The following is a 23,840-nucleotide window of genomic DNA, read 5'->3' as shown; positions in this document are numbered from 1 at the left end:
CTCACAGCCGGCGGTGCCCACGCCACGCGGTCCGTTGCCGGCGACAACTGCCAACGGCGCCACGTCTGAAAACCCTTCCCCAAACTCTCGAAGAGCAGGGGATGCCCCAACCGCAGCTGGGCACGGCAGGCGCACACCTCAACAGTAGGCCGCAGAAGGCTTCCACGGGCACCGGTCGTCGACGGTTGCCCGAATGCGACCCGGCCACCCGTATGCATCTGATATGCGCCGAACGGGTGGCCTTCAACCGCTACTCCTCGACAGGAAGCGCGACTTCAGCTGCCGCGTCCGGGCCTTGTTCGAGCAGGACGGCGAAGCCCTCCTCGTTCAGAACCGGAACCTTCAGCTGCATCGCCTTGTCGTACTTCGAGCCAGGATTGTCACCCACCACGACGAAAGACGTCTTCTTCGAAACAGAACCGGTCACTTTTGCTCCTCGGCTCTGCAGCGCCTCCTTCGCGCCGTCCCGCGTGTGGTGTTCGAGCGTTCCGGTGACGACGACGGTAAGCCCTTCCAGCGGGCGCGGTCCCTCGTCCTCGCCGGAGCCCTCCTCCTCCATCCGGACCCCGGCGGCCCGCCACTTGCGGATGATCTCGCGGTGCCAGTCCTCGGCGAACCACTCCTTGAGCGAGGCGGCGATGATCGGCCCGACGCCCTCGGTGGTGGCGAGCTCCTCCTCGGTGGCCTGGTCGATCCGGTCGATGGAGCGGAACTCGCGCGCCAGCGCCTCGGCCGCGACCGGCCCGACATGACGGATCGACAGACCGGTGAGGATGCGGGCGAGCGGGCGGTCCTTGGCCGCGGCGATGTTGTCCAGCATCGCCAGCGCGTTCTTCTTCGGCTCGCCCTGCTGGTTGGCGAAGACCGTGGCGATCTTCTCCTCGCCCGTCTTCGGGTCGCGCTTGGGCAGGCCGCTGTCCTGGTCCAGGACGTACGCCTTGATGGGCAGCAACTGCTCGATCGTGAGGTCGAAGAGGTCGCCCTCGTCCACCAGCGCAGGATCGGCCGGCTCCAACGGCTTGGTGAGGGCCGCCGCGGCGACGTATCCGAAGTGCTCGATGTCCAGTGCCTTGCGGCCCGCGAGATAGAAGAGGCGCTCGCGCAACTGGGCCGGGCACGTGCGCGCGTTCGGGCAGCGCAGGTCGACGTCGCCCTCCTTCATGGGCCGCAGCGCCGTACCGCACTCGGGGCACTCGGCCGGCATCACGAACTCCCGCTCGGTGCCGTCGCGCAGGTCGACGACCGGGCCGAGGATCTCCGGGATGACGTCACCGGCCTTGCGCAGCACGACCGTGTCCCCGATGAGGACGCCCTTGGCCTTCACCACGTCCTGGTTGTGCAGGGTGGCGAACTCGACCTCGGAGCCGGCGACCGTGATCGGTTCGACCTGCGCATACGGCGTGACCCTGCCCGTACGCCCCACGCCCACGCGGATGTTGATGAGCTTGGTGTTGACCTCCTCCGGCGCGTACTTCCAGGCGATCGCCCAGCGCGGGGCGCGCGAGGTGGAGCCGAGCCGTCCCTGGAGGGGGATCTCGTCGAGCTTGACGACCACGCCGTCGATCTCGTGCTCCACCGAGTGACGGTTCTCCCCGTAGTACGCGATGAACTCCCGTACGCCGTCGAGGTCGTCGACCACCTTGGCGTACCGCGTGGTCGGCAGGCCCCACTCGCGCAGCAGCTCGTAGGCCTGGGAGAGGCGGGTCAGGCCCCCGAAGCCCTCAAGGGCGCCGATGCCGTGCACCACCATGTGCAGCGGGCGGGTCGCGGTGACGCGCGGGTCCTTCTGGCGCAGGGAACCCGCCGCCGCGTTGCGCGGGTTGGCGAAGGGCTTGTCGCCGGCCTCCACCAGGCGGGCGTTGAGCTCCTCGAACTTCTCCATCGGGAAGTAGACCTCGCCGCGGATCTCCACGAGGTCCGGGACACGGTCACCCTTCAAGCGGTCCGGAATCTCCCCAATCGTACGGACATTGGGGGTGATGTCCTCGCCCGTGCGGCCGTCGCCGCGGGTCGCCGCGCGCGTGAGACGACCGTGCTCGTAAGTCAGGTTGACCGCGAGGCCGTCCACCTTCAGCTCGCACAGGAAGTGGTAGTCGGAGGTGCCCACGTCCTTCGCGACGCGCTCGCCCCAGGCGGCGAGCTCCAGGTCGCTGAAGGCGTTGTCCAGCGAGAGCATGCGCTGGCGGTGCTCGACCGACGTGAACTCCGTCTCGTACGCCCCCGCGACCTTCTGGGTCGGTGAGTCGGGGGTGCGCATCTCGGGGTACTCCTCCTCCAGCGCCTCCAGGGAGCGCAGGAGCTTGTCGAACTCCGCGTCGCTGATGACGGGAGCGTCCTTCACGTAGTACCGGAAGCGGTGCTCCTCGATCTGCTCAGCGAGCTGCGCGTGCTTCTCCCGTGCCTCGGCGGGCACCGTCGTCTCCGCTTGCTTGTCGCCGGCCACCGTGTTGTCCTCCCGTTACTCTGGGTTGTCCGCGAGGGATCTCGCCGCCCGGACGCAGTGGGCGAGCGCCTTGCGCGCGAAGCCGGGGGAAGCCCCCGCGAGCCCGCACGACGGAGTGACCGTGACCGCCTCCGCGAGAAGACCCGGTTGCAGCCCCAGCCTGCGCCACAGCGTCCTGACACTCATGACGCTACCGGCAGGGTCTGACAACGGGCCGTCCACGCCGGGGACGACACCGGCGAAGAGCCGCGTACCGCCTTCCACGGCTTCCCCGATCGCGTCGTCATCACGCTCGGTGAGCAGTGAGAAGTCGAACGAGATCGCCGCGGCGCCCGCCCTGCGCAGGAGGGCGAACGGTACGTCGGGTGCGCACGAGTGCACCACGACGGGGCCGCCGCCGTGAACCCCGACGACGTCCCGCAGCGTGCCCTCGACCAGCTGGCGGTCCACGGCCCGGTGGGTGCGGTAGCCGCTGGCGGACTTGACCTGCCCGCGCAGTACGGCGATGAGCGACGGCTCGTCGAGCTGGAGGACGACCTGGGCACCGGGGACGCGCCGCCGCACCTCGTCGAGATGGAGCCGCAGTCCCTCGGCGAGCGAGCCGGCGAGGTCCCGGCACGCTCCCGCGTCGGAGAGGGCCACCTCGCCGTTCCTCAGCTCCAGCGCGGCGGCGAGGGTCCAGGGACCGACGGCCTGCACCTTCAGCGGGCCCTCGTACCCCTGGGTGAACTCCTCGAGGGCGTCGAGGTCCTCCCCCAGCCACGACTTGGCCCGCTTGGTGTCGCGTCCGGGCCGGTCCCCGATCCGCCAGCCGCTGGGCTCCACGCGCGCGTACAGCTCGACGAGCATCCCGGCCGTCCGGCCGATCATGTCGGCACCGGGCCCGCGGGCGGGCAGCTCGGGCAGATACGGGAAGTCCTCGCAGGCCCCCGTGACCGTCTTGGCGGCCTCCCGGGCGTCCCCGCCCGGCATGGACCCGATCCCGGTCGCCGGACCGAACCTGAACTCGCTGTTTTCGCTCACCCCGGAAGCCTACGGAATGCTTCTCGGGAGGTCAGCGCCCCGGTCGCACCGTCAGGTCGTTGATCTCCGCGTCCCGCGGCAGGTCGATGGCCATCAGGATCGTCGTGGCGACGGACTCCGGGTCGATCCACTTGGCGGCGTCGTACTCCTTGCCCTCCTGCTGGTGGACCTTGGCCTGCATGGGGCTTGCCGTACGGCCGGGGTAGACGGAGGTGACGCGGACGCCGCCCGCGTGCTCCTCGTGGCGCAGGGAGTCCGCCAGCGCCTTCAGGCCGTGCTTGGAGGCGGCGTACGCGGACCACTCGGCGTGGGCGCTGAGGCCGGCGCCGGAGTTCACGAACACCACATGGCCCTGGGCTACGCGGAGTTGGGGCAGGAAATGGCGGGTCAGCTCGGCCGGGGCGATCAGGTTGACGTTGAGCTGGTGACGCCAGGACTTCGGCGTCAGCTCGCCCACCGGGCCCAGGTCGACCACGCCCGCGATGTGGAGGAGGGAGTCGATCCGGTCGGGCAGCGTCTGGTGCGAGAACGCCCAGGACAGCCGGTCCGGGTCCGCCAGGTCGCCGACCAGGGTCTTCGCTCCGGGGAACTCGGCCGCCAGCTCCTTGGCGCGGCCGGCGTCGCGCGCGTGCAGCACGAGTTCGTCCCCGCGCGCGTGAAGGCGGCGGGCGACGGCCGCGCCGATGCCGGAACCCGCCCCGGTGATCACATGTGTAGCCATGCCCGCCATGCTCGCATCACCGCGTGCCCAGACTCTCCTCCAGGTAGGCCAGCGCGCCCACCGGCTCCTCGGCGAAGAACACCAGATCGGTGAGCGGACGTGGCAGGAAACCCTCGTCCTCCATGCGCCGGAACTGCGTCTTCAGGCCGTCGTAGAAGCCCGCCGTGTTCAGCAGGACCACCGGCTTCTCCGTCTTGCCGTGCTTCTTCAGCTCCAGGATCTCGGTCGCCTCGTCGAGCGTCCCGGTGCCCCCCACCATGATGACGACGGCGTCGGCCTTCTCCAGGAGCAGCGCCTTTCGCTCGGCGAGGTCACGCGCGATGACCATCTCGTCGGCGTTCGCGCGGGCCTTGGCCGCCAGGAAGCCGACGGAGACCCCGAGCAGCCGCCCGCCCGTCTCCTGCACGCCGTCGGCGACCACCTTCATCAGCCCGACGTCCGAACCGCCCCACACCAGCGTGTGGCCGCCCTTGCCGAGTAGTTCGGCGAACTCACGGGCGGGGCGCGTGTAGCGGTCGTCGAGGTCGGCGGCGGAGAGAAAGACGCAGATATTCACGCGGTCACCGTACGCGGGAAGAACCCGGGCCCCGCGAGTGCTGTTCCGATATGGCTGAAGGACACACGATCACCATCGAGCAGGGCACACAGCACGTACGCGTCGTCCACGGCGACCAGGTCCTGGCGGAGAGCGACCGCCCCCTGGTGCTGCGCGAGACGGGATGTCCGGTGCGCTATTACCTTCCTCCGGAAGACGTCCGCCTCGATCTGCTCGCCGCTTCCGAGACCCACACCTACTGCCCGTTCAAGGGCACCGCGTCCTACTGGTCGCTTCCCGACGCGACCGACCTCGTCTGGGCGTACCCCGACCCGAAGCCGGACGTCGCGCAGATCAAGGACCACCTCTGCTTCTACGAAGTAGAAGTGGGGTGACCGATTAATTCCGTGCCCCGTGCCAGTCTCCACAGGCATGGACAAGAAGACGATTTCGCGCGACGGGACCCCCATCGCGTACGAACGCTACGGTGACGGCCCGGCAGTGATCCTGGTCGGCGGCGCCATGTGTACGGGCGCCACGCTGGCGCCCCTGGCGTCCGCCCTCTCGGACCGCAGCGGCGCTGTCACCTACGACCGCCGGGGCCGCGGCGCGAGCGGCGACACCGCCCCCTTCGCGGTGGCCCGTGAGGTCGAGGACATCGCGGCCCTGATCGAGGCGTCCGGGGGCAGCGCGGCGCTCTACGGCATCTCGTCGGGCGGCGCGCTGGTTCTGGAGGCGGCGGCGAGCGGACTGCCCGTGAGCAAAGTCGCCGTCTACGAAACGCCGTTCGCCGTCTACGAGGGCGGCGGCAAGGAGCGCCAGGAGTACACGGAGCGGCTGACCGAGCTCCTCGGCCAGGACCGGCGCGGGGACGCCGTCGAGCTGTTCATGGCGCTCGCCGGCACTCCACCGGAGATGATCGCGGGCGCCCGCAGGTCCCCCGCCTGGCCGGGCATGGAGGCGATCGCCCCCACCCTCGCGTATGACAACGCCGCCATGGGCGACGGTCTGGTGCCCCGGATGCGGCTGGCCTCCGTCACCGTGCCGGTGCTCGCCGTCGCGGGCGGCGCGAGCCCCGAGTGGATGCGGGAAGCGGCCCAGGCCGTCACCGAGGCGGTCCCCGACGGGACGTATCGCATGCTGGACGGCCAGACCCACATGGTGGACCCTCAGGCCCTCGCGCCACTCCTGAAGGAGTTCTTCGCGAGCGCCGGTTAGACGGCCGCCGTCGCGCGCGTGGTCGTCGCGATCGTCGCCGAGCCGACCACGCGGGTGCCGTCGTACAGGACGACGGCCTGGCCTGGGGCGACGCCGCGGACCGGCTCCGTGAAGGCGACCTCGAGCGATCCGTCGACGAGCTCGGCGGTGACCGTCGTCTCGCCGCCGTGGGCGCGGAGTTGGGCGGTGTAGGTGCCGGGCCCGGTCGGGGCGGCGCCGCACCAGCGGGGCTTGATGGCCGTCAACGCGCTCACGTCCAGGGACGCCGCCGGGCCCACCGTCACCGTGTTGTTCACCGGCGAGATGTCCAGGACGTAGCGCGGCTTGCCGTCGGCGGCCGGGGTGCCGATGCGCAGGCCCTTGCGCTGGCCGATCGTGAAGCCGTACGCGCCCTCGTGGGTGCCCAGCTTCGCGCCGGACTCGTCGACGATGTCGCCCTCTGACGTGCCGAGCCGGTTCGCCAGGAAGCCCTGGGTGTCGCCGTCGGCGATGAAGCAGATGTCGTGCGAGTCCGGCTTCTTGGCGACGGCGAGGCCGCGGCGCTCGGCCTCGGCGCGGATCTCGTCCTTCGTGGTCACCGTGTCGCCGAGCGGGAACAGCGCGTGGGCGAGCTGCCGGTCGTCGAGCACCCCGAGGACGTACGACTGGTCCTTGGCCATGTCGGAGGCGCGGTGCAGTTCGCGCGTGCCGTCCTCGCGGACGATCACCTTCGCGTAGTGGCCGGTGCAGACGGCGTCGAAGCCGAGCGCGAGCGCCTTGTCGAGCAGGGCGGCGAACTTGATCTTCTCGTTGCAGCGCAGGCAGGGGTTGGGGGTGCGCCCGGCCTCGTACTCGGCGATGAAGTCCTCGACCACGTCCTCGCGGAAGCGCTCGGCGAGGTCCCAGACGTAGAACGGGATGCCGATGACGTCCGCGGCGCGGCGGGCGTCGCGCGAGTCCTCGATGGTGCAACAGCCGCGCGCGCCGGTCCGGAACGATTGCGGGTTCGCCGAGAGGGCGAGGTGCACACCGGTCACGTCGTGCCCGGCCTCGGCGGCGCGGGCGGCGGCTACGGCGGAGTCCACGCCGCCCGACATGGCGGCGAGGACGCGGAGGGGGCGCTGCGAGGTGTCAGTCATAACCCCTCCAGAGTACGGGGCCGTGGGAACTGGAGCCCGCGAGTATCCGTTGAAGATCGCATGGGGGAGAAAAAGGGGAAGCCACAAGGCCGTACGGCCCGGGACGGGGACCGGCAGGTCGGGCGCCGGGCGCTGCTCATCGGCGGTGCGGCGGCCGCCGTGGGCACGGCCGCGCTGGCGCGGGAGGAGCTCGCGCACCTGTGGTGGCGGCTGCCGGGCGTCGAGAAGCCGCGCGTGGCGGGTGCGGTCGACTTCCGGGGTGCCCAGTGGGTGGCGGCGTCCGCGGCGAACTGGCGACGGGCGGACCGGCCCGACGACTACTCCATAGACCGGGTGATCATCCATGTCACCCAGGGCAGCTTCAAGAGCGCGGTCAAGGTCTTCCAGGACCCGGGGCACCGCGCGGCCGCCCACTACATCGTCCGCAAGGACGGGCACATCACGCAGATGATCCGCGAGCTGGACGTGGCGTTCCACGCGGGGAACAGGGAGTACAACGAGCGGAGCGTCGGCATCGAGCACGAGGGTTTCGTCGAGCGCGCCTCGTCGTTCACGGACGCGATGTATGCCGCCTCCGCGCGGCTCACCGCCGGGATATGCGGGCGCTATGGCATCCCCGTCGACCGGAAGCACATCATCGGGCACGTGGAGGTGCCGGGCACGGACCACACCGATCCCGGGCCGTACTGGGACTGGGACCGGTACATACGGCTCGTGCGTGAGGCGCGTACGGCGAAGGCCTGACCCCTCGGATGGTGCCGGGCCCCGAGTACGGTGCGGGCCCGGCTGGGGTGTCTAGGTGAGACCCGCCGTGCGCGCCCGTTCCACCGCCGGGCCGATCGCCTGGGCCACCGCCTCGACGTCCGCCTCCGTGGAGGTGTGGCCGAGGGAGAAGCGGAGGGTGCCGCGGGCGAGGTCGGGGTCGGTGCCGGTGGCGAGGAGGACGTGGCTGGGCTGGGCCACGCCCGCCGTGCACGCGGAGCCCGTGGAGCACTCGATGCCCTGCGCGTCCAGCAGGAGCAGCAGGGAGTCGCCCTCGCAGCCCGGGAAGGTGAAGTGGGCGTTGGCGGGCAGGCGGCCCGCACTGGCCGGGTCGCCGCCGAGGATCGCGTCGGGCACGGCCTTGCGTACGGCCTCGACCAGGTCGTCGCGCAGGGCGCCGATCTCGCGGCCGAACCACTCGCGCTGCTCGGCGGCGAGCCGCCCGGCGACGGCGAAGGACGCGATCGCGGGCACGTCGAGCGTGCCGGAGCGGACATGTCGCTCCTGGCCGCCGCCGTGCAGCACGGGTACGGGGCTGTACTCGCGGCCCAGGAGCAGCGCGCCGATGCCGTACGGGCCGCCGATCTTGTGGCCGGACACCGTCATCGCGGCGAGGCCGGAGGTGCCGAAGTCGACGGGGACCTGGCCGAAGGCCTGGACGGCGTCGGCGTGCAGCGGGACGTCGAACTCGGCGGCGGCATCGGCCAGTTCGCGGACCGGCATCACCGTGCCGATCTCGTTGTTGGCCCACATGACCGTGGCGAGGGCGACGTCGTCGGGGTTGCGGGCGATGGCCTCGCGCAGGGCGTCCGGGTGGACGCGGCCGTAGGAGTCGACGGGCAGGTACTCGACCGTGGCGCCCTCGTGTTCGCCGAGCCAGTGGACGGCGTCGAGGACGGCGTGGTGCTCGACGGGGCTCGCGAGGACCCGGGTGCGGGCCGGGTCGGCGTCTCTGCGGGCCCAGTACAGGCCCTTCACCGCGAGGTTGTCGGCCTCGGTGCCGCCGGAGGTGAAGACCACCTCGCTGGGGCGTGCGCCGAGGGCGTCCGCCAGGGTTTCGCGGGCTTCCTCGACCGTCCGCCGGGCGCGGCGGCCGGCGGCGTGGAGGGAGGAGGCGTTGCCCGTGATGCTCAGCTGGGCGGTCAGTGCCTCTACCGCCTCGGGGAGCATGGGGGTGGTCGCGGCGTGGTCGAGGTATGCCATGGTGAGCCCGATTCTACGGGCCCGCGATGTACCGGCCTCGGCCCCCTGCTTCAGTGATCCTCGGCCTGGGTGGCACCCGGGGGTTCGTCATGCGCTTCCCGGCGCCGTGGCCGGCCCTCTGTGCGACGCACCCGGCACTCCGGGCTGTGCCCACCCTCCCCCAAGTTCTCGGCTCCGCTCGAACAGGGGGACCCCCATCGCCCTGCGGAACGATTGGCCACAGTGGGAACAGCCCCTCGGCTCCCGTTCCTAGAAGTTCCAGGACACCGTGCTGTCGAACTGCATGAAGGCCACCAGGACCAGCAGGTCCGCGATGCCGAGGCCCAGGCCCAGGAAGGCGCGGCCGCGACGGGTCGTACCTCGCCAGAGGGCGACCGAGGCGAGGGCGATGGCGATGGGGCCCAGGAAGACGTTGAGGACCAGGAGGCCGAGCAGGCCGAGGATGAAGGAGGCGACGGCCATGCCGTCGGCGTCCCGGACGGCGGTCCGGCGAGCGGGGGTTGCGGTGAGTTCCATGAGGTGAGTCAGCTCCCAACGGTCGGTTGGTGGAGGTGTGGCACCAACGGTCAGTTGGTGGGGTGGGGCACCAACGGTCAGTTGGTGGAGGTGCGGCACCAACGGTCAGTTGGTGGAGGTGTGGCGCCGGCGGGCGTTGCGCTCGCGGACCGCGAAGACGGCGAGCCAGACGCCGATGACGGCGGCGGCGACGAGGGTGACGGGCAGCGGCGCGTGGGCCACGGAGCCCATGACGACACCCAGCAGCAGGAGGGCGGCGACGAGGAACAGCATGAGATGCCTCTCGTGGAAGTCTCGAAGTCCCGTCCCGGACTCTCCGGGCCTCGACGGTGAGGCCCTGAATGTTTCCGGGACTTGACGACTCAGTGAACGGTTGTAGTAACAGTTGTTCACTGACTCTTGAGTCTAGCGCGTCTCCGGGCTTTCCAATTACAGAGAACAGTTGTTAACTGCATGGCATGAGTCACACTCTCGGCATCCGACAGGCCCAGAAGCAGAAGACCCGACAGGCGCTCCTGGACGCGGCGTTGGGACTCCTGGAGGAGCAGAGCCTGAGCAGCCTGGGTCTGCGCGAGGTCACCCGCGCCGTCGGAGTCGCCCCGACCGCCTTCTACCGGCACTTCCGCTCGACGGCGGATCTCGGCGTGGCGCTCGTCGAGGAGGCGCTCGGCAGCCTGCACCCGATGATCGAGGACACGGTGTCCGCGGCCGGTGACAGCGGCCAACGCATAGCGCGCGCCGTCGAGCTGATCGCCCACCACGTCGAGACGCACCCGGCGCACGTCCGCTTCATCGCGCGCGAGCGGCACGGCGGCGTCCAGCCGGTGCGGGAGGCGATCAGGGAGCAACTGGCCCGGTTCGCCGAGGAGGTGAAGGTCGCGCTGGCCGAGCACCCCGAGTCGAAGGGGTGGAGCGACGACGATCTGCTGATGCTCGCGGGCCTGTACGTCGACCACATGCTGATGGCGGCCTCCTCGTTCCTGGAGGCGCTGGAGGCGCCCGAGGAGGAGCGGGAGCGGGTCGCCCGGGTGGTGAGCCGCCAGATGCGGCTGATCAGCATCGGCCGCCACAACTGGCTCGGGTGACACACCCGTTCACCGAGTACGTCACCCCTGGGAGAGCCGACCCGAGTCAGCCCATCGAAAGCCGAAAGCCGAAATCCGACCCGAGCCGGCCTTTCACAAACCGCAGGCCGAACGCCGAAAGCCGACCCAGGTCAGCCCTGAGCCGCCTGCCGCCCCTGAGTCGCCTGCTACCCCTGAGCCGCCTGCCGCCCCTGCCCCATCTGGCCGCCGCCCGGACCGCCGCCACAGCCCCCCTGGCCTCCACCCTGGCCGCCCTGTCCGTTGCCGGGCCCGCCGCTCGGCATCCCCGAGGGATTGCCGGACGGCGCCTTCCCGGTGGGCATGTTGGACGGAGTACCGGACGCTGCGCCCGTCGGCATCCCGGACGGCGCACCGCTGGGGCGCCCGGACGGGCCCCCGCTCGGCATACCGGACGGCCGCTGACAGTTCTGGCCGGAGTTGCCGCCGTTCGAGGACGACGAGGAGTCGCCCGAGCCACAGGCCGCGAGCAGGGGTGAGAGCGCCAGCAGGGCGACGACGGGGACGAGTCGTGCACGAGGGTTCATGAGGGTAACTCCCAGTCAAGTCACGAGGCCGGTTGATGAAGACCGGATGAGCGGGGGCCCAGAGCACCAGATCCCGTTAGGGCCGGGCTGTGCCGAAGCTGTGCCTTGCTGTGGATCACCGGCCCCCGCGCAGGGCTCAATTCCCCTCGTACACCGCGCTGATGGCGGCCGCCGTCCCGGCCAGCTCCGCCCGCACCTCCGGCGGCTCCAGGACCTCCACCGCATCGCCGAAGGCCAGCAGCGTGCGGGCCTCGCGGACGGAGCCGTGCGACAGCCGGGCGACCACCCACTCGCTCGCGCCGTCGTCCTCGGGCAGCTCCGAGAGCGAGGCGGCGTTGAGGCGCAGGAACATGTCGAGGCGGGAGCGCTGTACCCGAACTGTGACATCGAGACCGCCCGGGCGCTCCTCGACCTGGCGCCGCAACACCTCCCAGACGTCGCCGAGTTCGACGCCCGGACGCCGCTTCACCGGGTCCGGCAGGACGGTGGCCGTCCGCACCCGGTCGGCGCGGAACAGCCGGGGCCTGCCGCGCCGGTCGGCGACCAGGTACCAGACACCGGCCTTGGACACGAGCCCGTACGGGTCGACGGTGTACGTGCTGGGCTCGGGGTCCCCGCTGTGCCGGTAGCGCAGCCGCACCCGGCGGTCGCTGAAGACCGCGTCCTGCAACACCTCCAGGTCGACGGCCGGTTGCGGCCCGCCCTTCCAGCGCGTCGCGTCGACCAGGATGCGGCGGCTGGTCACCTCGGCGGCCGGCCGGTGCGGCGCGGGCAGCGCGGCCATCACCTTGCGCAGCGCCGAGCCGAGCGCCGCGTCCAGGCCGAGTGCGGCGTGCGCGCCCTGCGCGGCCAGGATGAACAGCGCGCGGGACTCGTCGGCGGTCAGCCCCGTGACGTCCGTACGGAATCCGGCGAGCAGTTCGATGCCGCCGTGTCGCCCGCGCTCGGCGTAGACCGGGACGCCGGAGGCGGACAGGGCCTCGATGTCCCGGTAGATGGTGCGCACCGACACCTCCAGCCGGTCGGCGAGCTCGTGCGCGGGGACGCGGCCGCGGGTCTGCAGCAGCAGGAGGATCGAGAGCAGGCGGTCGGACTTCACGCCCCCAGGATCGCGCCCGTCGAAGAGTCCGAGCAAATGTTGACGGAAACTGTCAGGTTATGCGGCGAACGTGGGGGCACACCGACACACGGAAGAGGAACGCCATGAACGCCGTCGACCCCCGCCCCCTGTACGCCCGCGCCACCGAGCAGATCGCCGAACTGATCAAGACCGTACGGCCGGAACAGCTCGCCGGGCCGACCCCCGTGCGCCGAGTTCGACGTACGGACGCTGCTGTCGCACATGGTCGGCGGCACCCGCCGGATCGCCGTGATCGGCGAGGGCGGCGACGGTCTCGCCGTACGGCCGTTCGCGGACGGTGTCGGGGACGACGACTGGCCGGCCGCGTACGACGACGTCAGGACTCGGGTCCTGAAGGCCTGGGCGGACGACGCCCGCATGGACGCGCCGGTGCGCGTGCCGTGGGGTGAGGCGCCCGGCCGCAACGCGCTCTCCGGGTACGTCATGGAGGCCGTCACCCACACCTGGGACCTCTCCGAGGCCCTCGGCCGGCCGCGCGAGCTCGACCCGGAGCTGGCCGAGTTCGCGCTCGCGATGGCTCACCGCGTGCTGCCCGAAGGGCAGCGGGACGACGAGGAGCTGCCCTTCGACTCGGCGCTCCCGGCCCCCGAAGGGGCCGACGTCTACGGGCAGTTGGCGGCCTGGCTGGGGCGCCAGCCCCTCGCCTGAGGACCGCTCAGCCGAGCCTGGCCCGCGCGAGCTGCCGGGACTGCGCGACCAGCCGGTCCGCGCTGTCCCAGACCTCGGCGTCCTCCTCCAGGAAGCCGCCGGCGAGGTTGCGCGTGGTGATCGACACCCGCAGCGGGCCGGGCGCCGGACGGCAGCGCACGTGCACCGTCAGCTCGACCGTCGGCACCCAGCCGGACAGCCCGATCTCGAAGGCGGTCGGCGGCAGCGCGTCGACCGCGAGGAGCAGCGAGAAGGGGTCAGCGTCGCGGCCGTCGGCGAGCCCGAACCAGGACCGCATCTCGCCCTTCCCGGACGGCGCGCCGAGCGCCCAGCCCAGGGTCGAGGGGTCGAGCTTGAGGAACAGCCGGTCGGTGATCGCCGAGCTGCCGGGGATGGGAGCGGGGGCGTCCTGCGGGCCGAAGCACTGGTCCATCGGCGGGATCGCGGGCGGCTGCGCGGTCGTACGGACGTCGTCGGGCAGGGTGTCGAGATCGCCGTACGAGGCGAGGACACGGATCCGCTCGACCTCGCGGCCCTGCTCGTCGTACTGGAAGAGGGAGGCCTGGCCGGTCGACAGGGTCCGGCCGGTGCGGACGACGTCCGTGCGGACGACCGCGGGGCCGGGCTCGGAGGCGGTCAGGTAGTGCGCGGAGATCGTGAACGGGTCGGAGTGCGGCAGGGCGTCCGCGAGCGCGCGGCCCAGGACGGCCAGCAGATAGCCGCCGTTGACGGCGTTGATGATCGTCCACCCGGCGGAGAGGTCGATGTCGTAGACGCCGGGTTCGCGCAGGGTGACCGCGGTGTCGCGGTCGAACTCACTGTCGCCGATCGTGGCCCGTGCGGCCTGTACCGAAGCTGCTTCTGGCATGCATGAACGGTACAACAGGAAATTACTAAGCGGTAGCTTTGAATATGTCGGGCGCGCGACATCTGTCCTCCAGGTCGCACGGCGTCCGCCCTTCGGCCCAGGTGAGGACTCCCTTCGACCTAGGTGAGGATTAGGCAATTTCTTGGTAAGTGTCCGTAATGGCCGGTGACCAATCGCCTTGGCTCCGCCTCTGACATGACATGAGCCTCACCGGGACGCCGTTCCTCTTCACCGCGATCGCGCTGTTCGCCGTCGCCCTCGTCCTGCCCCTGCTCCTGTGGTCCCGGGTCCGCGGTCCCGCGCCCATGCGCAGCGCCGCCCGGCTGCTGATGCTGCTGTTCGCCCAGGGCACCGCGATCACCCTGGTCTTCGTCCTCGTGAACAACGCCAACAGCCTCTACGACAACTGGGCGGACCTGCTCGGTACCGGCGACCACGTCCAGCAGGCCGCCGACCTCGGCAGGGACGGCACCGGCGGGATCGCGCTCAAGCAGCTGCCCAAGGTGCGGCAGACGTTCACCCAGGCCGACGGTCCCGGCATGCACCAGGCGGGCGGCGTGCGCGTCACCCAGCTCAAGGGCCGGGTGTCGGGGGTGAACGCGGAGGTCTACGTCTGGCTGCCGCCGCAGTACCACGAACCGGCCTACGCCCACCGGAAGTTCCCCGTCGTGGAGTTGCTGCCGGGCTATCCGGGTTCGGCGAAGGCGTGGTTCGGTTCGCTGAAGGTGCACGAGCAACTGCTGCCGATGATGCGCGACGGCCAGGTCGCGCCCTTCATCCTGGTCGCGCCGCGCACCACGCTGCTGGCCCGGGTGGACACGGGCTGCGCGAACGTTCCGGGCACGGTGAACGCCGACAGCTGGCTCAGTGTCGACGTGCCGAAGATGGTGACGGACAACTTCCGCGCCGAGGCCGCCCCGGACGGCTGGGCGACCGCCGGCTACTCGGCGGGGGCACACTGCGCGACGAAGCTCGCCGTCGCACACCCCGACCGCTACCGGGCGGCGGTGAGCATGTCCGGCTACAACGACCCGATCGGCGAACGCGATTCGCTCGCCGCGCAGAGCCCGGCCCTGCGCCGTCAGAACAACCCCTACCTGCTGTTGCGCGCCTACCGCACCCCGCCCCGCGTCGCGCTCTACTTCTCCGGCGAGTCCGGCGACGGCTACGAGGCGGGCGCGGCGCTCCGGCAGATCGCGAAGCCGCCGACGACCGTGGACGTGGTGCTGCTTCCGCGCAGCGCGGGCGGCCACGACATGGCGCTGTGGCGGCCACAGGTCCCCGAGGTGTTCCGCTGGCTGTCCCGGCAGATCGGCGCCGGCGGCAGCGCCGAGGGAGCTACGGGAACCATAGGAGCCCCAGGGGCTACGGGTCTTACGGGGACTCTTCCTCAGTCACCGTCGAGCGGCGGTTCCACGCGCGCGGCGCTCGCCAGTGGAACCGCATCGCGAGCAGCCGCAGGACGAAGGCGGTGACGACCGCCAGCCCGCTGGTGAACGGGGACAGCACGTCATAGCGGATGCACAGCACGACCATGATGGCGCCCACCATCGCGGGCACCGCGTACAGATCGCGGTCCCAGCGCAGCAGCGAGGGCACCTCGTTGGCGAGCACGTCGCGCAGCACACCGCCGCCGACCGCGGTGGCGAGGCCCAAGGCGGCCGACTGGGGCAGGCCGAGCCCGTACTCGTACGCCTTCGTCGTGCCCGCGACACTGAAGAGGCCGAGCCCCGCCGCGTCGAAGACGTTGACGCCGACCTGGATCCGCTCCACCTCCGGGTGGAGGAAGAAGACGAGCAGGGCGGCCAGCAGCGGGGTGGTGAAGTAGCCGAGGTCGGTGAACGCGGCCGGGGGCACGGCCCCGATGATCAGGTCCCGGAACAGCCCTCCGCCCAGCGCCGTGACCTCGGCGAGTACGGCGATGCCGAAGACGTCGAAGTTCTTGCGGACGGCCAGCAGCGCGCCGGAGATCGCGAAGACGAAGATCCCCACGAGGTCGAGCACATGCTGGACGGAGGGGCTGAACAGATTCTGAAGCACCTGAACATTCTCACCCGAAGACGGGCCTGTACCTTACAAAGCAAGGTCCGCGGCGGGTGATACGGCCTACACCACTGGCTTGCCCGTCGTGTAGATCCACGTCTGGAACAGGTCGTCGAGCTGCTGTCCCGAGATCTTCTCGGCGAGCTCGATGAAGTCCGCGGTGTTCGCGTTGCCGTAGCGGTGGAGCTTGGTCCAGGCGGGCAGCAGCTTGAAGAAGGCGGTGTCGCCGATGCGTTCGCGCAGCATCTGGAGGGTCATCGCGCCGCGCTGGTAGACCGCCGAGGCGAACATCGTGTCGCGCTGCGGGTCGGCGACCGTGATCTGCCAGAAGGCGGAGTCCGCCGGCCGCGCGTTGTAGCCGGCCACGAACGAGTCGTGCGCCGAGCGGATGCCCTTGTGCTCGGACCACAGCCACTGGGCGTAGGTCGCGAAGCCCTCGTTCAGCCAGATGTCCTTCCAGCGGTCCACCGAGACGGAGTCGCCGAACCACTGGTGGGCCAGCTCGTGCACGATGGTCGACTCGGAGCGCACGGCGGAGTACGCGGGCTTCGTCTGCACCTCCAGCGAGAAGCCGGCCTCCGGCATGTCGTCGACGATCGCGCCGGTCTCCTCGAAGGGGTAGGGGCCGAAGACCTGCGACCAGTAGTCGGTCGCCTCGGCCGTGACGCCGTACACGTCGACGCTGTTGCTGTTCGCGAGCACCGGGTCGATGGCGACGTAGATGGGTGTCCCGGCGGGCGTGGTCCCGCTCTTCACGTCGAACTTGCCGATGGTCGCGGTGGCGAGATAGGTGGCCATGGGCTTGGTCTCGCGCCAGTGCGTGACGGTCTGGTCGCCCTTGTCGTACGTCGAGACGAGCCGCCCGTTGGAGACGCCCGTCAGGCCCTTCGGGGCCTTGATCCGGATGTCGTACGTGGCCTTGTCGGCCGGGTGGTCACTGGAGGGGAACCAGGTGGAGGCGGCGTTGGGCTCACAGGCGACGAAGACGCCGTCGGCCGTCTTCATCCACCCGTAGTCGGAGCCGAAGACGATGGGGCCGCTGAGAGGTTCGGGGACACCGCCGTAGGTGGCGCTCACCGTGAAGGTCCTGCCCTTGGACAGGGCGCCTCGCGGGGTGATGTGGATCTCGTCGCCCTCACGTGTGAAGTCGGCGCGTCTGCCGTTCACTTCGACCTTCGTCACCTCCAGCTTCTGGAGGTCCAGGTCGAAGGCGGAGAGGTTCTGGGTGGCGCGGGCCGTGATGGTCGTACGGCCGTCGAGGCGGTCGGTGTCCGGGTTGTACGCCACGTCGAGTTGGTAGTGGCGGGCGTCGAAGCCGCCGTTGCCGAGCTGGGGGAAGTAGGAATCGCCGATGCCGTCGGCGCCCGGGGTGGGGGCGGAGGAGGCGGCGATGGCGAGGAAGGAGGCCGCCGCGGTGGCGACGGTACCTAAACGTGCCGAACGGGAGAGTGCCATGAGCGTCCCTTTCGAACGTGTTCCGAACTAACGGACACGCAGGACTCTGCACTCTCCCGTGGGGGCATGTTCATGACTTTGCCAAGTCGTCATGGCCTACTTGTCGGTTGACTCCTGACGATCGGCTTCCGCAACCTCGGCTTCGGGCTCCGCCTCAGCCTCAGACTCGGTTACGGCCGCGGCCTCGGCCTCGGCTTCGGCAGGCGCGTCCGAGGTCTCCTCGGACGCCGCGGGCTCCTCCGAAGAGGTCTCCTCCGACGCCACGGGCTCCTCCGAGGACGTTTCCTCCGACGCCACGGGCTCCTCCGAGGACGTTTCCTCCGACGCCGCGAGCTCCTCCGCGGAGGTCTCCTCCTCGGCCACCGGCTCCTTCGAGGGAGCCTCGGCCGGAGCCACCAGCTCCACCGCCTTCTTCGCCGCCGACAGCAGCACCGTGTCCTGCGGCGCCTGGTCCTCGGCGTTCTCCGGGTGGTGGCAGGCGACCTGCTGACCGGGCTTCAGCTCGATGAGCGGGGGCTCGGTCGTCTTGCAGATCTCCGTGGCCTTCCAGCAGCGCGTGTGGAAGCGGCAGCCGCTCGGCGGGGAGATCGGCGAGGGCACGTCGCCGCGGAGCAGGATCCGCTCGCTCTTGGTGCCCCGGCGCTTGGGGTCCGGCACCGGCACGGCCGACATCAGGGCCTTGGTGTACGGGTGCATCGGCGCCTCGTACAGCGAGGTGCGGTCGGCGAGTTCGACGATCTTGCCGAGGTACATCACCGCGATGCGGTCCGAGACATGGCGGACGACGGAGAGGTCATGCGCGATGATCACGTACGTCAGACCGAGCTCGGACTGCAGGTCGTCCATCAGGTTCACGACCTGCGCCTGGATCGACACGTCCAGCGCGGAGACCGGCTCGTCCGCCACGACCAGCTTCGGCTTCAGGGCGAGCGCGCGGGCGATGCCGATGCGCTGGCGCTGGCCGCCGGAGAACTCGTGCGGGTAGCGGTTGTAGTGCTCGGGGCTCAGGCCCACCAGCTCCAGGAGCCGCTGGACCTCCTTCTTCACGCCGCCCTCGGGCTCCACGCCCTGGAGCCGGAAGGGCGCCGAGACGATCGAGCCGATGGTGTGCCGGGGGTTCAGCGACCCGTACGGGTCCTGGAAGATCATCTGGATGTCCCGGCGCAGCGGGCGCATCCCTCCCGCGCTGAGCCGGGTGATGTCCTTGCCCTCGAACTCGATGGTGCCGCCGGTCGGGTCCTGGAGCCGGGTGATGACCCGCCCCATGGTCGACTTGCCGCAGCCGGACTCGCCGACGACGCCGAGGGTCTCGCCCTTGCGGACCTCGAAGTCGATGCCGTCGACGGCCTTGACCGCGGCGACCTGGCGCTGCAGGACGCCCTTCCGGATGGGGAAGTGCTTCTTCAGTCCCTGGACCCGGAGCAGGACCTCGCGGTCGTCCGAGCCCTTCGCGGAGTCCGCGCGGTCGTCGGAGGCCGCTGCCTGCTGCGGGATCACCGCGTCGGCGGCGTCCGTTTTCTTCGTCTCACTCACAGCTTCGGCGCAATCTCTTCGGTCCAGATCCGCGTACGGTCCTCCTGCGAGAGGTGGCAGGCGGTGTAGTGCCCGCTGCCGACCAGCTGCAGTTCGGGGCGCACGGTACGGGTGACATCGCCCTTGGGCAGGTCCGCGTACGGGCAGCGCGGGTGGAAGGCGCAGCCCGAGGGGACGTTGATGAGGCTCGGCGGCTGGCCCTTGACCGGGATGAGCCGGTCGGAGGTCTCCCGGTCGATGCGGGGCATCGAGCCGAGCAGACCCCAGGTGTACGGGTGCTGCGGCTGCTCGAAGATCGTGTCGACCGGACCGCGCTCCGCGCACCGGCCGCCGTACATCACCAGGACCTCGTCGGCGATCTCGGCGACCACGCCGAGGTCATGAGTGATGAGGACGACCGCGGAGCCGAACTCCTTCTGCAGATCCCGGATGAGGTCGAGGATCTGCGCCTGGACGGTGACGTCGAGGGCGGTCGTCGGCTCGTCAGCGATGAGCAGCTCGGGGTTGTTGACCAGCGCCATCGCGATCATCGCGCGCTGCCGCATACCGCCGGAGAACTCGTGCGGGTAGCTGTCGGCGCGCTTGGCGGGCTCGGGGATACCGACCCGGTCGAGCATCTCGATGGCCCGCTTGCGCGCGGTCTTCTTGTCGACCTTGTGGTGGACGCGGTACGCCTCCACGATCTGGTTGCCGATCGTGTAGTACGGGTGCATCGCCGAGAGCGGGTCCTGGAAGATCATCGCCATCTCGCGGCCGCGGAGCTTGCGCACCTCGTCCGGGTCGGCGTTCACCAGTTCCTTGCCGCCCAGCCAGATCTCGCCGGACATCTGGACGTTCTTGCCGCGCGCGCCGAGCCGGTGCAGGCCCATGATCGCCAGCGAGGTGACGGACTTGCCGGAGCCTGACTCGCCCACGATGGAGAGGGTCTTGCCCTTCTCCACCGAGAAGCTGAGCCCGTCGACGGACTTGACCAGGCCGTCGTCGGTCGGGAAGTGCACCTTGAGGTCGCGCACTTCGAGGAAGGCGCTCGGCGCGTCCGACGGGGCGGAGACGGGCTCGCCGACCGCGGCGCCGGTCTTGGACAGTTCGGTCACGAGAGCCTCACCCGCGGGTCGGCGGCGGCGTACAGCAGGTCCACCAGGAGATTTGCGATCACTACGAAGAAGGCGGCGAGCAGGGTGACGCCGAGGATCTTGGGCAGGTCGTTGTCGGTGATGCCATCCACCGCGTACTCGCCGATGCCGTGCAGCGAGAACACGGTCTCGGTGATCACGGCGCCGCCGAGCAACAGGCCGAGGTCCATGCCGAAGACCGTGATGATCGGGGTGAGCGCAGCGCGCAGTCCGTGCCGGACCACCACGTTGCGCTCCCGCAGTCCCTTGGCTCGGGCCGTGCGGATGAAGTCCTCGTTCATCGTCTCCAGCATGCCCGAGCGGGTGAGCCGCGCGTAGATGGCGGAGTACAGGAGCGCGAGTGAACACCACGCGGGGAAGAGCGTGTTGGCCCACTGCGCGGGGTTCTCGGTGAACGGGACGTAGGTGCGGCCGAAGATCGGCCACTGGTAGGTGAAGAGGAGGAGCGCCAGGTTGCCCGTGAAGAACATGGGCAGCGAGACACCGGCGAGCGCGACGCCCATGAAGGTGCGGTCGAAGAACGAGCGCGGCTTCAGCGCGGAGATCACACCGACCGTCACACCCGAGATCAGCCACAGCACGGCGGCGCCCCCGGCCAGCGAGAGGGTGATCGGAAGACGGGAGGTGAGCTCCGGCCAGACCGCCACGTGGTCCTTGAACGAGTAACCGAAGCAGGGTGCGTCGCAGTGCACCGTGGTGGGGCCCAGGTTATAGGTGGCGCCGCCCACGATCCCCTTGATGAAGTGCCAGTACTGGACGTACAGGGGCTGGTCCAGACCGAGGTTGTGCTTGACCGCGAGGATGTCGGCCTTCGACGGACTCTTCCCGATGTACTGCTGCGCCAACTGGTCGGCGGTCTGGCCGGCCATCCGTGGCAGCAGGAAGAAGATGGCGAAGGTGACCGCGGAGACGACCAGCAGCAGGATCACTGCCGCTACCGTCCGACGGAGGATGTACGAGATCACGGGGATCGGCGCTGGTGCCCGCGGGCCGCGAAGCCCGCGGGCACCAATGCCTTCACCTGCCTTCCGGGGCTGCTACTTCTTCGTGGTGCCGATGTTGAGGTAGTCGTACTGACCGCTGAAGGCCGCCGTGGAGACCACGTTGGTGGCGTTCTGCGGGCGGGCCAGCAGCACCTTGAAGTAGGTCAGCGGGACGAGGACGGCGTCGTCCATGGTCTGCTTGTCGATCTGGGTGTAGAGGCTGTTGCGCTCAGTGGTGTCCTGAGTGCCGATCGCCTTCGCCAGGAGAGCGTTCACGTCCTTGTTGTCGTACTGCGACAGGTTCGTGTTGCCCGACTGGCTGATCGCCTTGCCGTTCAGGATCTGCTGCAGGAAGCCGTAGCCGGACGGCCAGTCGGCGCCCCACTGCATCATGATCAGACCGATGTTGTTCTTCTCGGTGAACTTCGGGACACCGGCGTAGTCGGTGAAGTACTTGCCCGACGGGTACTGCTTCAGGCTGGCGTTGATGCCGACCTTCTTCAGCGAGTTGATGATCGCGGTGGCCGCGTCGATCTCCTGCGGGCGGTCGCTGCGCGCCGAGATGTTCGTGCTGATCGTCGACTTGCCGCAGGCCTTCAGCTGCTCCTTGGCCTTGGCCGCGTCGCCCTTGCTGCCGGTGGACGCGTAGACGTCCGACTTCTCGTAGCCCGGGATGTCCGGCGGGAGAACGGTGGAGGCGATGTCACCGCGGATCGGGCCGCCCTCGGCGGTCTGCACCGAGACCTTGTCGATCGCGTACTGCACGGCCTTGCGGCACTCGACCTTGTCGAACGGCTTCACCTTGGTGTTGATCGCCATGTAGACGAGACGGCCACCGTAGGTGTTGTCCGTGCCCGCCTTCTTGTCGGCGGAGGCGAGCACCTGGGCCTGGGTCGCGGCCTGGACACCCGTACCACCGAGGTCGATCGCGTCGCCGGCCAGGACGTCCTTGTCGATCGTCTCGGCGTTGACCTTCAGGTTGACGACGATCTTGTCCGGGTACTGCTTGCGCAGCGGGTCGGTCTTCGCGTCCCAGTTCTCGTTGCGGACGAGGACGGCCTGCTTGCCCTCGGAGTAGCTCTGGAACTTGTAGGAACCCGAGGAGACGATGTTCTTGACGTAGTCGACGCCCTTGTCCTTCGCCTGGGGCACCGGAGCCGTCTGCGGCGCCGCGACCAGGTAGTCGAACTCCTGGAAGGCCTGGTTCAGGTGGAAGACGACGGTGGTGTCGTCCGGCGTCTCGATCGACGACAGGCCCTTGGCGCTCTTGTCCTTGTAGGGGCCCTTGTACTTGTCGCCGCCGGCCATGAACTGCTGGAAGTAGTTCGGGCCGAGGGAGAGCACGTCACGCGCGAAGTTCGAGCGCTCGACGGCGTACTTGACGTCCTTCGACGTGATCGCCGAGCCGTCCTGGTACTTCAGGCCCGTACGCAGCTTGTACGTCCAGGTCTTGCCGCCGTCGCTCGGAACGCCCTTGCTCGCGGCGAGGTCCGGGACGAGGGTGTTGCCCTCCTCGCCGGCGCCGGGCTGGAACGTCATCAGCGGGCGGGCGTACAGCCGGCTGAAGTTGTACATGTACGCGTAGTACGTGTTGCCGGGGTCGAAGGAGTCCGGGACATCGGACAGCTCGTAAGTGACCGTGCCCCCCTTCTTCGTGGAGGCGTTGACGACATCCTTGGTCGCTGCGTTGGCCCCAGCTGATTTGGTGTTGTCGTCGTTCTTGTTGTCATCGGCCTTGCTGCAGCCTGCAAGAAGCAGGCTCGCGGAGCCGATGGCCGCAACTGCGGCCAGCGCTGACCTTCGCATGATGGGCGGGTTCCCCTCCATTGTCGGAAACTTGATGGGCTCTCGGTGTACTGCAGGCATCAGCGGCTGCGCGGGTCGAGAGCGTCGCGGAGACCGTCGCCGAGCAAGTTGAACGCCAGCACGGTCACGAAGATGGCGAGGCCAGGCACGATCATGTACTGCGGGTCGACCTCGTAGAAGGTGACCGCCTCCCTGAGCATGCCGCCCCAGGACGCCTGCGGGGGCTGGATGCCGACCCCCAGGAAGCTCAGGGACGCCTCGAAGAGGATGTTGGTCGGGATGAGCAGTGTCGAGTAGACGATGATCGGGCCGACCAGGTTGGGCAGCAGCTCCCGGAAGAGGATGTACGGGCCCTTGGCGCCCATGCCCCGGGAGGCATCCACGAACTCCCGCTCGCGCAGGGCGAGCGTCTGGCCGCGGACGATCCGGCCCAGGTAGGGCCAGTTGAAGAAGCCGATGACGAAGATCAGCACGCTCAGGTGGAGCGGGAGCCCTTCGAGGCCGAACGCGCCGCCCTGCAGGGTGGCGGAGATGGAGATGGCGAAGAGCAGGAGGGGGAAGGCGAGGAAGGTGTCCATCAGGCGGCTGATGATCGAGTCGACCCGGCCGCCGTAGTAGCCCGCGACGACGCCCATGATCGCGCCGATCACGTTCGACAGGATCGTGGCGCCGAAGGCGACCACCAGCGACACCCAGGAGCCCTCCAGGATGCGGGTGGCGATGTCGCGACCGAACTTCGGGTCGACACCCAGCGGGTGATCAGCGCTCATCCCGCCGAAGTCGCCCTTGGGGAGCGAGGTGTTGGGATCGATCAGATCCTGGTGGAACGCGTTCGGGTCCAGCCCGAACATCGCCTGGATGGGCCGCGCGAGCACGGCCACCAGGATGAGCAGCACGACAATGACACCGCCGGCGACCGCCACCTTGTCGCGCTTGAAGCGCGTCCAGGCGATCTGTCCCAGGGAACGGCCCTCGATCTGCCCCTTGTCGACTCCGGCAAGCACGGCCTCAGGCTGTGCTTCCGTTGCCGCCCCGGTGGTCTCGATCGGTGCGGTCACAGT

The 23,840-nt window shown here is 69.7% G+C and carries 23 protein-coding genes and 1 pseudogene; 6 read left to right on the top strand and 18 right to left on the bottom strand.

Annotated features, from left to right (window positions below; genetic code table 11):
* Positions 1–250: 250 nt before the first annotated feature.
* The 4 genes from ligA to ACFY0T_RS26435 are packed head-to-tail and all read right to left on the bottom strand — an operon-like array spanning position 251 to position 4,743.
* Complete coding sequence (gene ligA / locus ACFY0T_RS26450) at positions 251–2,443, bottom strand: NAD-dependent DNA ligase LigA (protein ID WP_388875290.1); 2,193 nt, start codon at positions 2,441–2,443, stop codon at positions 251–253.
* 15 nt (positions 2,444–2,458) lie between these two features.
* Positions 2,459–3,466: a methionine synthase gene (locus ACFY0T_RS26445; protein WP_388875287.1), complete on the bottom strand. Its 1,008-nt coding sequence runs from the start codon at positions 3,464–3,466 to the stop codon at positions 2,459–2,461.
* Positions 3,467–3,497: 31 nt separating this feature from the next.
* A complete protein-coding gene (locus tag ACFY0T_RS26440) occupies positions 3,498–4,196 on the bottom strand; it encodes an SDR family oxidoreductase (RefSeq protein WP_388875284.1) in 699 nt (232 codons plus the stop codon).
* 7 nt (positions 4,197–4,203) lie between these two features.
* Positions 4,204–4,743 (bottom strand): TIGR00730 family Rossman fold protein, encoded by a 540-nt coding sequence (locus tag ACFY0T_RS26435; RefSeq protein ID WP_388875282.1) that lies wholly within the window; start codon positions 4,741–4,743, stop codon positions 4,204–4,206.
* A 50-nt stretch (positions 4,744–4,793) separates the two neighbouring features.
* Here ACFY0T_RS26435 and ACFY0T_RS26430 point away from each other — a divergent pair, with 50 nt between their 5' ends.
* Together ACFY0T_RS26430 and ACFY0T_RS26425 are read left to right on the top strand one after the other, a co-directional pair.
* Positions 4,794–5,117 carry a DUF427 domain-containing protein gene (locus ACFY0T_RS26430; protein ID WP_388875279.1) on the top strand — a complete coding sequence of 108 codons (324 nt, stop codon included), beginning with the start codon at positions 4,794–4,796 and terminating at the stop codon, positions 5,115–5,117.
* Between the two features lie 37 nt (positions 5,118–5,154).
* Entirely contained in the window at positions 5,155–5,940 is a 786-nt protein-coding gene (locus ACFY0T_RS26425; RefSeq protein ID WP_388875276.1) for an alpha/beta fold hydrolase, read from the top strand.
* Here ACFY0T_RS26425 and mnmA read toward each other — a convergent pair.
* Positions 5,937–7,058 (bottom strand): tRNA 2-thiouridine(34) synthase MnmA, encoded by a 1,122-nt coding sequence (mnmA, locus tag ACFY0T_RS26420; RefSeq protein WP_388875273.1) that lies wholly within the window; start codon positions 7,056–7,058, stop codon positions 5,937–5,939. The two genes, ACFY0T_RS26425 and mnmA, sit on opposite strands and share 4 nt — an antisense overlap.
* Before the next feature lie 60 nt (positions 7,059–7,118).
* Here mnmA and ACFY0T_RS26415 point away from each other — a divergent pair, with 60 nt between their 5' ends.
* Entirely contained in the window at positions 7,119–7,802 is a 684-nt protein-coding gene (locus ACFY0T_RS26415) for an N-acetylmuramoyl-L-alanine amidase (RefSeq protein WP_388875270.1), read from the top strand.
* 51 nt (positions 7,803–7,853) lie between these two features.
* Here the strand turns inward: ACFY0T_RS26415 and ACFY0T_RS26410 are convergent, their stop codons facing one another.
* The 3 genes from ACFY0T_RS26410 to ACFY0T_RS26400 all read right to left on the bottom strand — a co-directional run bounded on the left by ACFY0T_RS26410 (position 7,854) and on the right by ACFY0T_RS26400 (position 9,812).
* Complete coding sequence (locus ACFY0T_RS26410) at positions 7,854–9,023, bottom strand: cysteine desulfurase family protein (protein ID WP_388875267.1); 1,170 nt, start codon at positions 9,021–9,023, stop codon at positions 7,854–7,856.
* Between the two features lie 249 nt (positions 9,024–9,272).
* A complete protein-coding gene (locus ACFY0T_RS26405; RefSeq protein WP_388875264.1) occupies positions 9,273–9,539 on the bottom strand; it encodes a DUF4190 domain-containing protein in 267 nt (88 codons plus the stop codon).
* 105 nt (positions 9,540–9,644) lie between these two features.
* Positions 9,645–9,812 carry a hypothetical protein gene (locus tag ACFY0T_RS26400; protein ID WP_329364065.1) on the bottom strand — a complete coding sequence of 56 codons (168 nt, stop codon included), beginning with the start codon at positions 9,810–9,812 and terminating at the stop codon, positions 9,645–9,647.
* Positions 9,813–9,997: 185 nt separating this feature from the next.
* Here ACFY0T_RS26400 and ACFY0T_RS26395 point away from each other — a divergent pair, with 185 nt between their 5' ends.
* Complete coding sequence (locus ACFY0T_RS26395) at positions 9,998–10,624, top strand: TetR family transcriptional regulator (protein ID WP_388875261.1); 627 nt, start codon at positions 9,998–10,000, stop codon at positions 10,622–10,624.
* 167 nt (positions 10,625–10,791) lie between these two features.
* Here ACFY0T_RS26395 and ACFY0T_RS26390 read toward each other — a convergent pair whose 3' ends face one another.
* Both ACFY0T_RS26390 and ACFY0T_RS26385 read right to left on the bottom strand, forming a co-directional pair.
* Positions 10,792–11,169 (bottom strand): hypothetical protein, encoded by a 378-nt coding sequence (locus tag ACFY0T_RS26390; protein WP_388875258.1) that lies wholly within the window; start codon positions 11,167–11,169, stop codon positions 10,792–10,794.
* A 136-nt stretch (positions 11,170–11,305) separates the two neighbouring features.
* Entirely contained in the window at positions 11,306–12,268 is a 963-nt protein-coding gene (locus ACFY0T_RS26385; RefSeq protein ID WP_388875255.1) for a helix-turn-helix transcriptional regulator, read from the bottom strand.
* A 104-nt stretch (positions 12,269–12,372) separates the two neighbouring features.
* Between ACFY0T_RS26385 and ACFY0T_RS26380 the strand changes: the two are divergent.
* Positions 12,373–12,958, top strand: a pseudogene (locus tag ACFY0T_RS26380) (TIGR03086 family metal-binding protein).
* A gap of 7 nt (positions 12,959–12,965) precedes the next feature.
* Here the strand turns inward: ACFY0T_RS26380 and ACFY0T_RS26375 are convergent.
* Entirely contained in the window at positions 12,966–13,826 is an 861-nt protein-coding gene (locus ACFY0T_RS26375; protein ID WP_388875253.1) for a thioesterase family protein, read from the bottom strand.
* A gap of 200 nt (positions 13,827–14,026) precedes the next feature.
* On the opposite strand from ACFY0T_RS26375, the gene ACFY0T_RS26370 reads away from it, so the two are divergent.
* A complete protein-coding gene (locus tag ACFY0T_RS26370; protein WP_388875250.1) occupies positions 14,027–15,301 on the top strand; it encodes an alpha/beta hydrolase in 1,275 nt (424 codons plus the stop codon).
* On the opposite strand, the gene ACFY0T_RS26365 is transcribed toward ACFY0T_RS26370, so the two are convergent.
* The 7 genes from ACFY0T_RS26365 to ACFY0T_RS26335 form a co-directional block, all read right to left on the bottom strand.
* Complete coding sequence (locus ACFY0T_RS26365) at positions 15,201–15,866, bottom strand: trimeric intracellular cation channel family protein (protein WP_388875247.1); 666 nt, start codon at positions 15,864–15,866, stop codon at positions 15,201–15,203. The two genes, ACFY0T_RS26370 and ACFY0T_RS26365, sit on opposite strands and share 101 nt — an antisense overlap.
* 66 nt (positions 15,867–15,932) lie before the next feature.
* Entirely contained in the window at positions 15,933–17,324 is a 1,392-nt protein-coding gene (locus ACFY0T_RS26360; protein ID WP_388875244.1) for a M1 family metallopeptidase, read from the bottom strand.
* A gap of 96 nt (positions 17,325–17,420) precedes the next feature.
* Positions 17,421–18,857: a dipeptide ABC transporter ATP-binding protein gene (locus ACFY0T_RS26355; protein ID WP_388875241.1), complete on the bottom strand. Its 1,437-nt coding sequence runs from the start codon at positions 18,855–18,857 to the stop codon at positions 17,421–17,423.
* The gene (locus tag ACFY0T_RS26350) at positions 18,854–19,951 is read right to left on the bottom strand and encodes an ABC transporter ATP-binding protein (RefSeq protein ID WP_369249329.1); all 1,098 of its coding nucleotides are present in this window, start codon (positions 19,949–19,951) and stop codon (positions 18,854–18,856) included. The genes ACFY0T_RS26355 and ACFY0T_RS26350 overlap by 4 nt, the downstream gene beginning before the upstream one ends.
* Positions 19,948–20,955 (bottom strand): ABC transporter permease, encoded by a 1,008-nt coding sequence (locus tag ACFY0T_RS26345; protein WP_388875237.1) that lies wholly within the window; start codon positions 20,953–20,955, stop codon positions 19,948–19,950. Before ACFY0T_RS26345 ends, ACFY0T_RS26350 begins: the two co-directional genes overlap by 4 nt.
* A 72-nt stretch (positions 20,956–21,027) precedes the next feature.
* Positions 21,028–22,800 carry an ABC transporter substrate-binding protein gene (locus tag ACFY0T_RS26340; RefSeq protein WP_388875234.1) on the bottom strand — a complete coding sequence of 591 codons (1,773 nt, stop codon included), beginning with the start codon at positions 22,798–22,800 and terminating at the stop codon, positions 21,028–21,030.
* Between the two features lie 38 nt (positions 22,801–22,838).
* Positions 22,839–23,837, bottom strand: a complete 999-nt coding sequence (locus ACFY0T_RS26335; protein WP_388875231.1) for an ABC transporter permease — start codon at positions 23,835–23,837, stop codon at positions 22,839–22,841.
* Between the last annotated feature and the right edge of the window lie 3 nt (positions 23,838–23,840).

Origin of the sequence: Streptomyces sp. NPDC001530 (genome assembly GCF_042894545.1) — a bacterium.
GTDB lineage: Bacteria > Actinomycetota > Actinomycetes > Streptomycetales > Streptomycetaceae > Streptomyces.
This window is presented reverse-complemented; position numbering and strand designations above follow the sequence as displayed.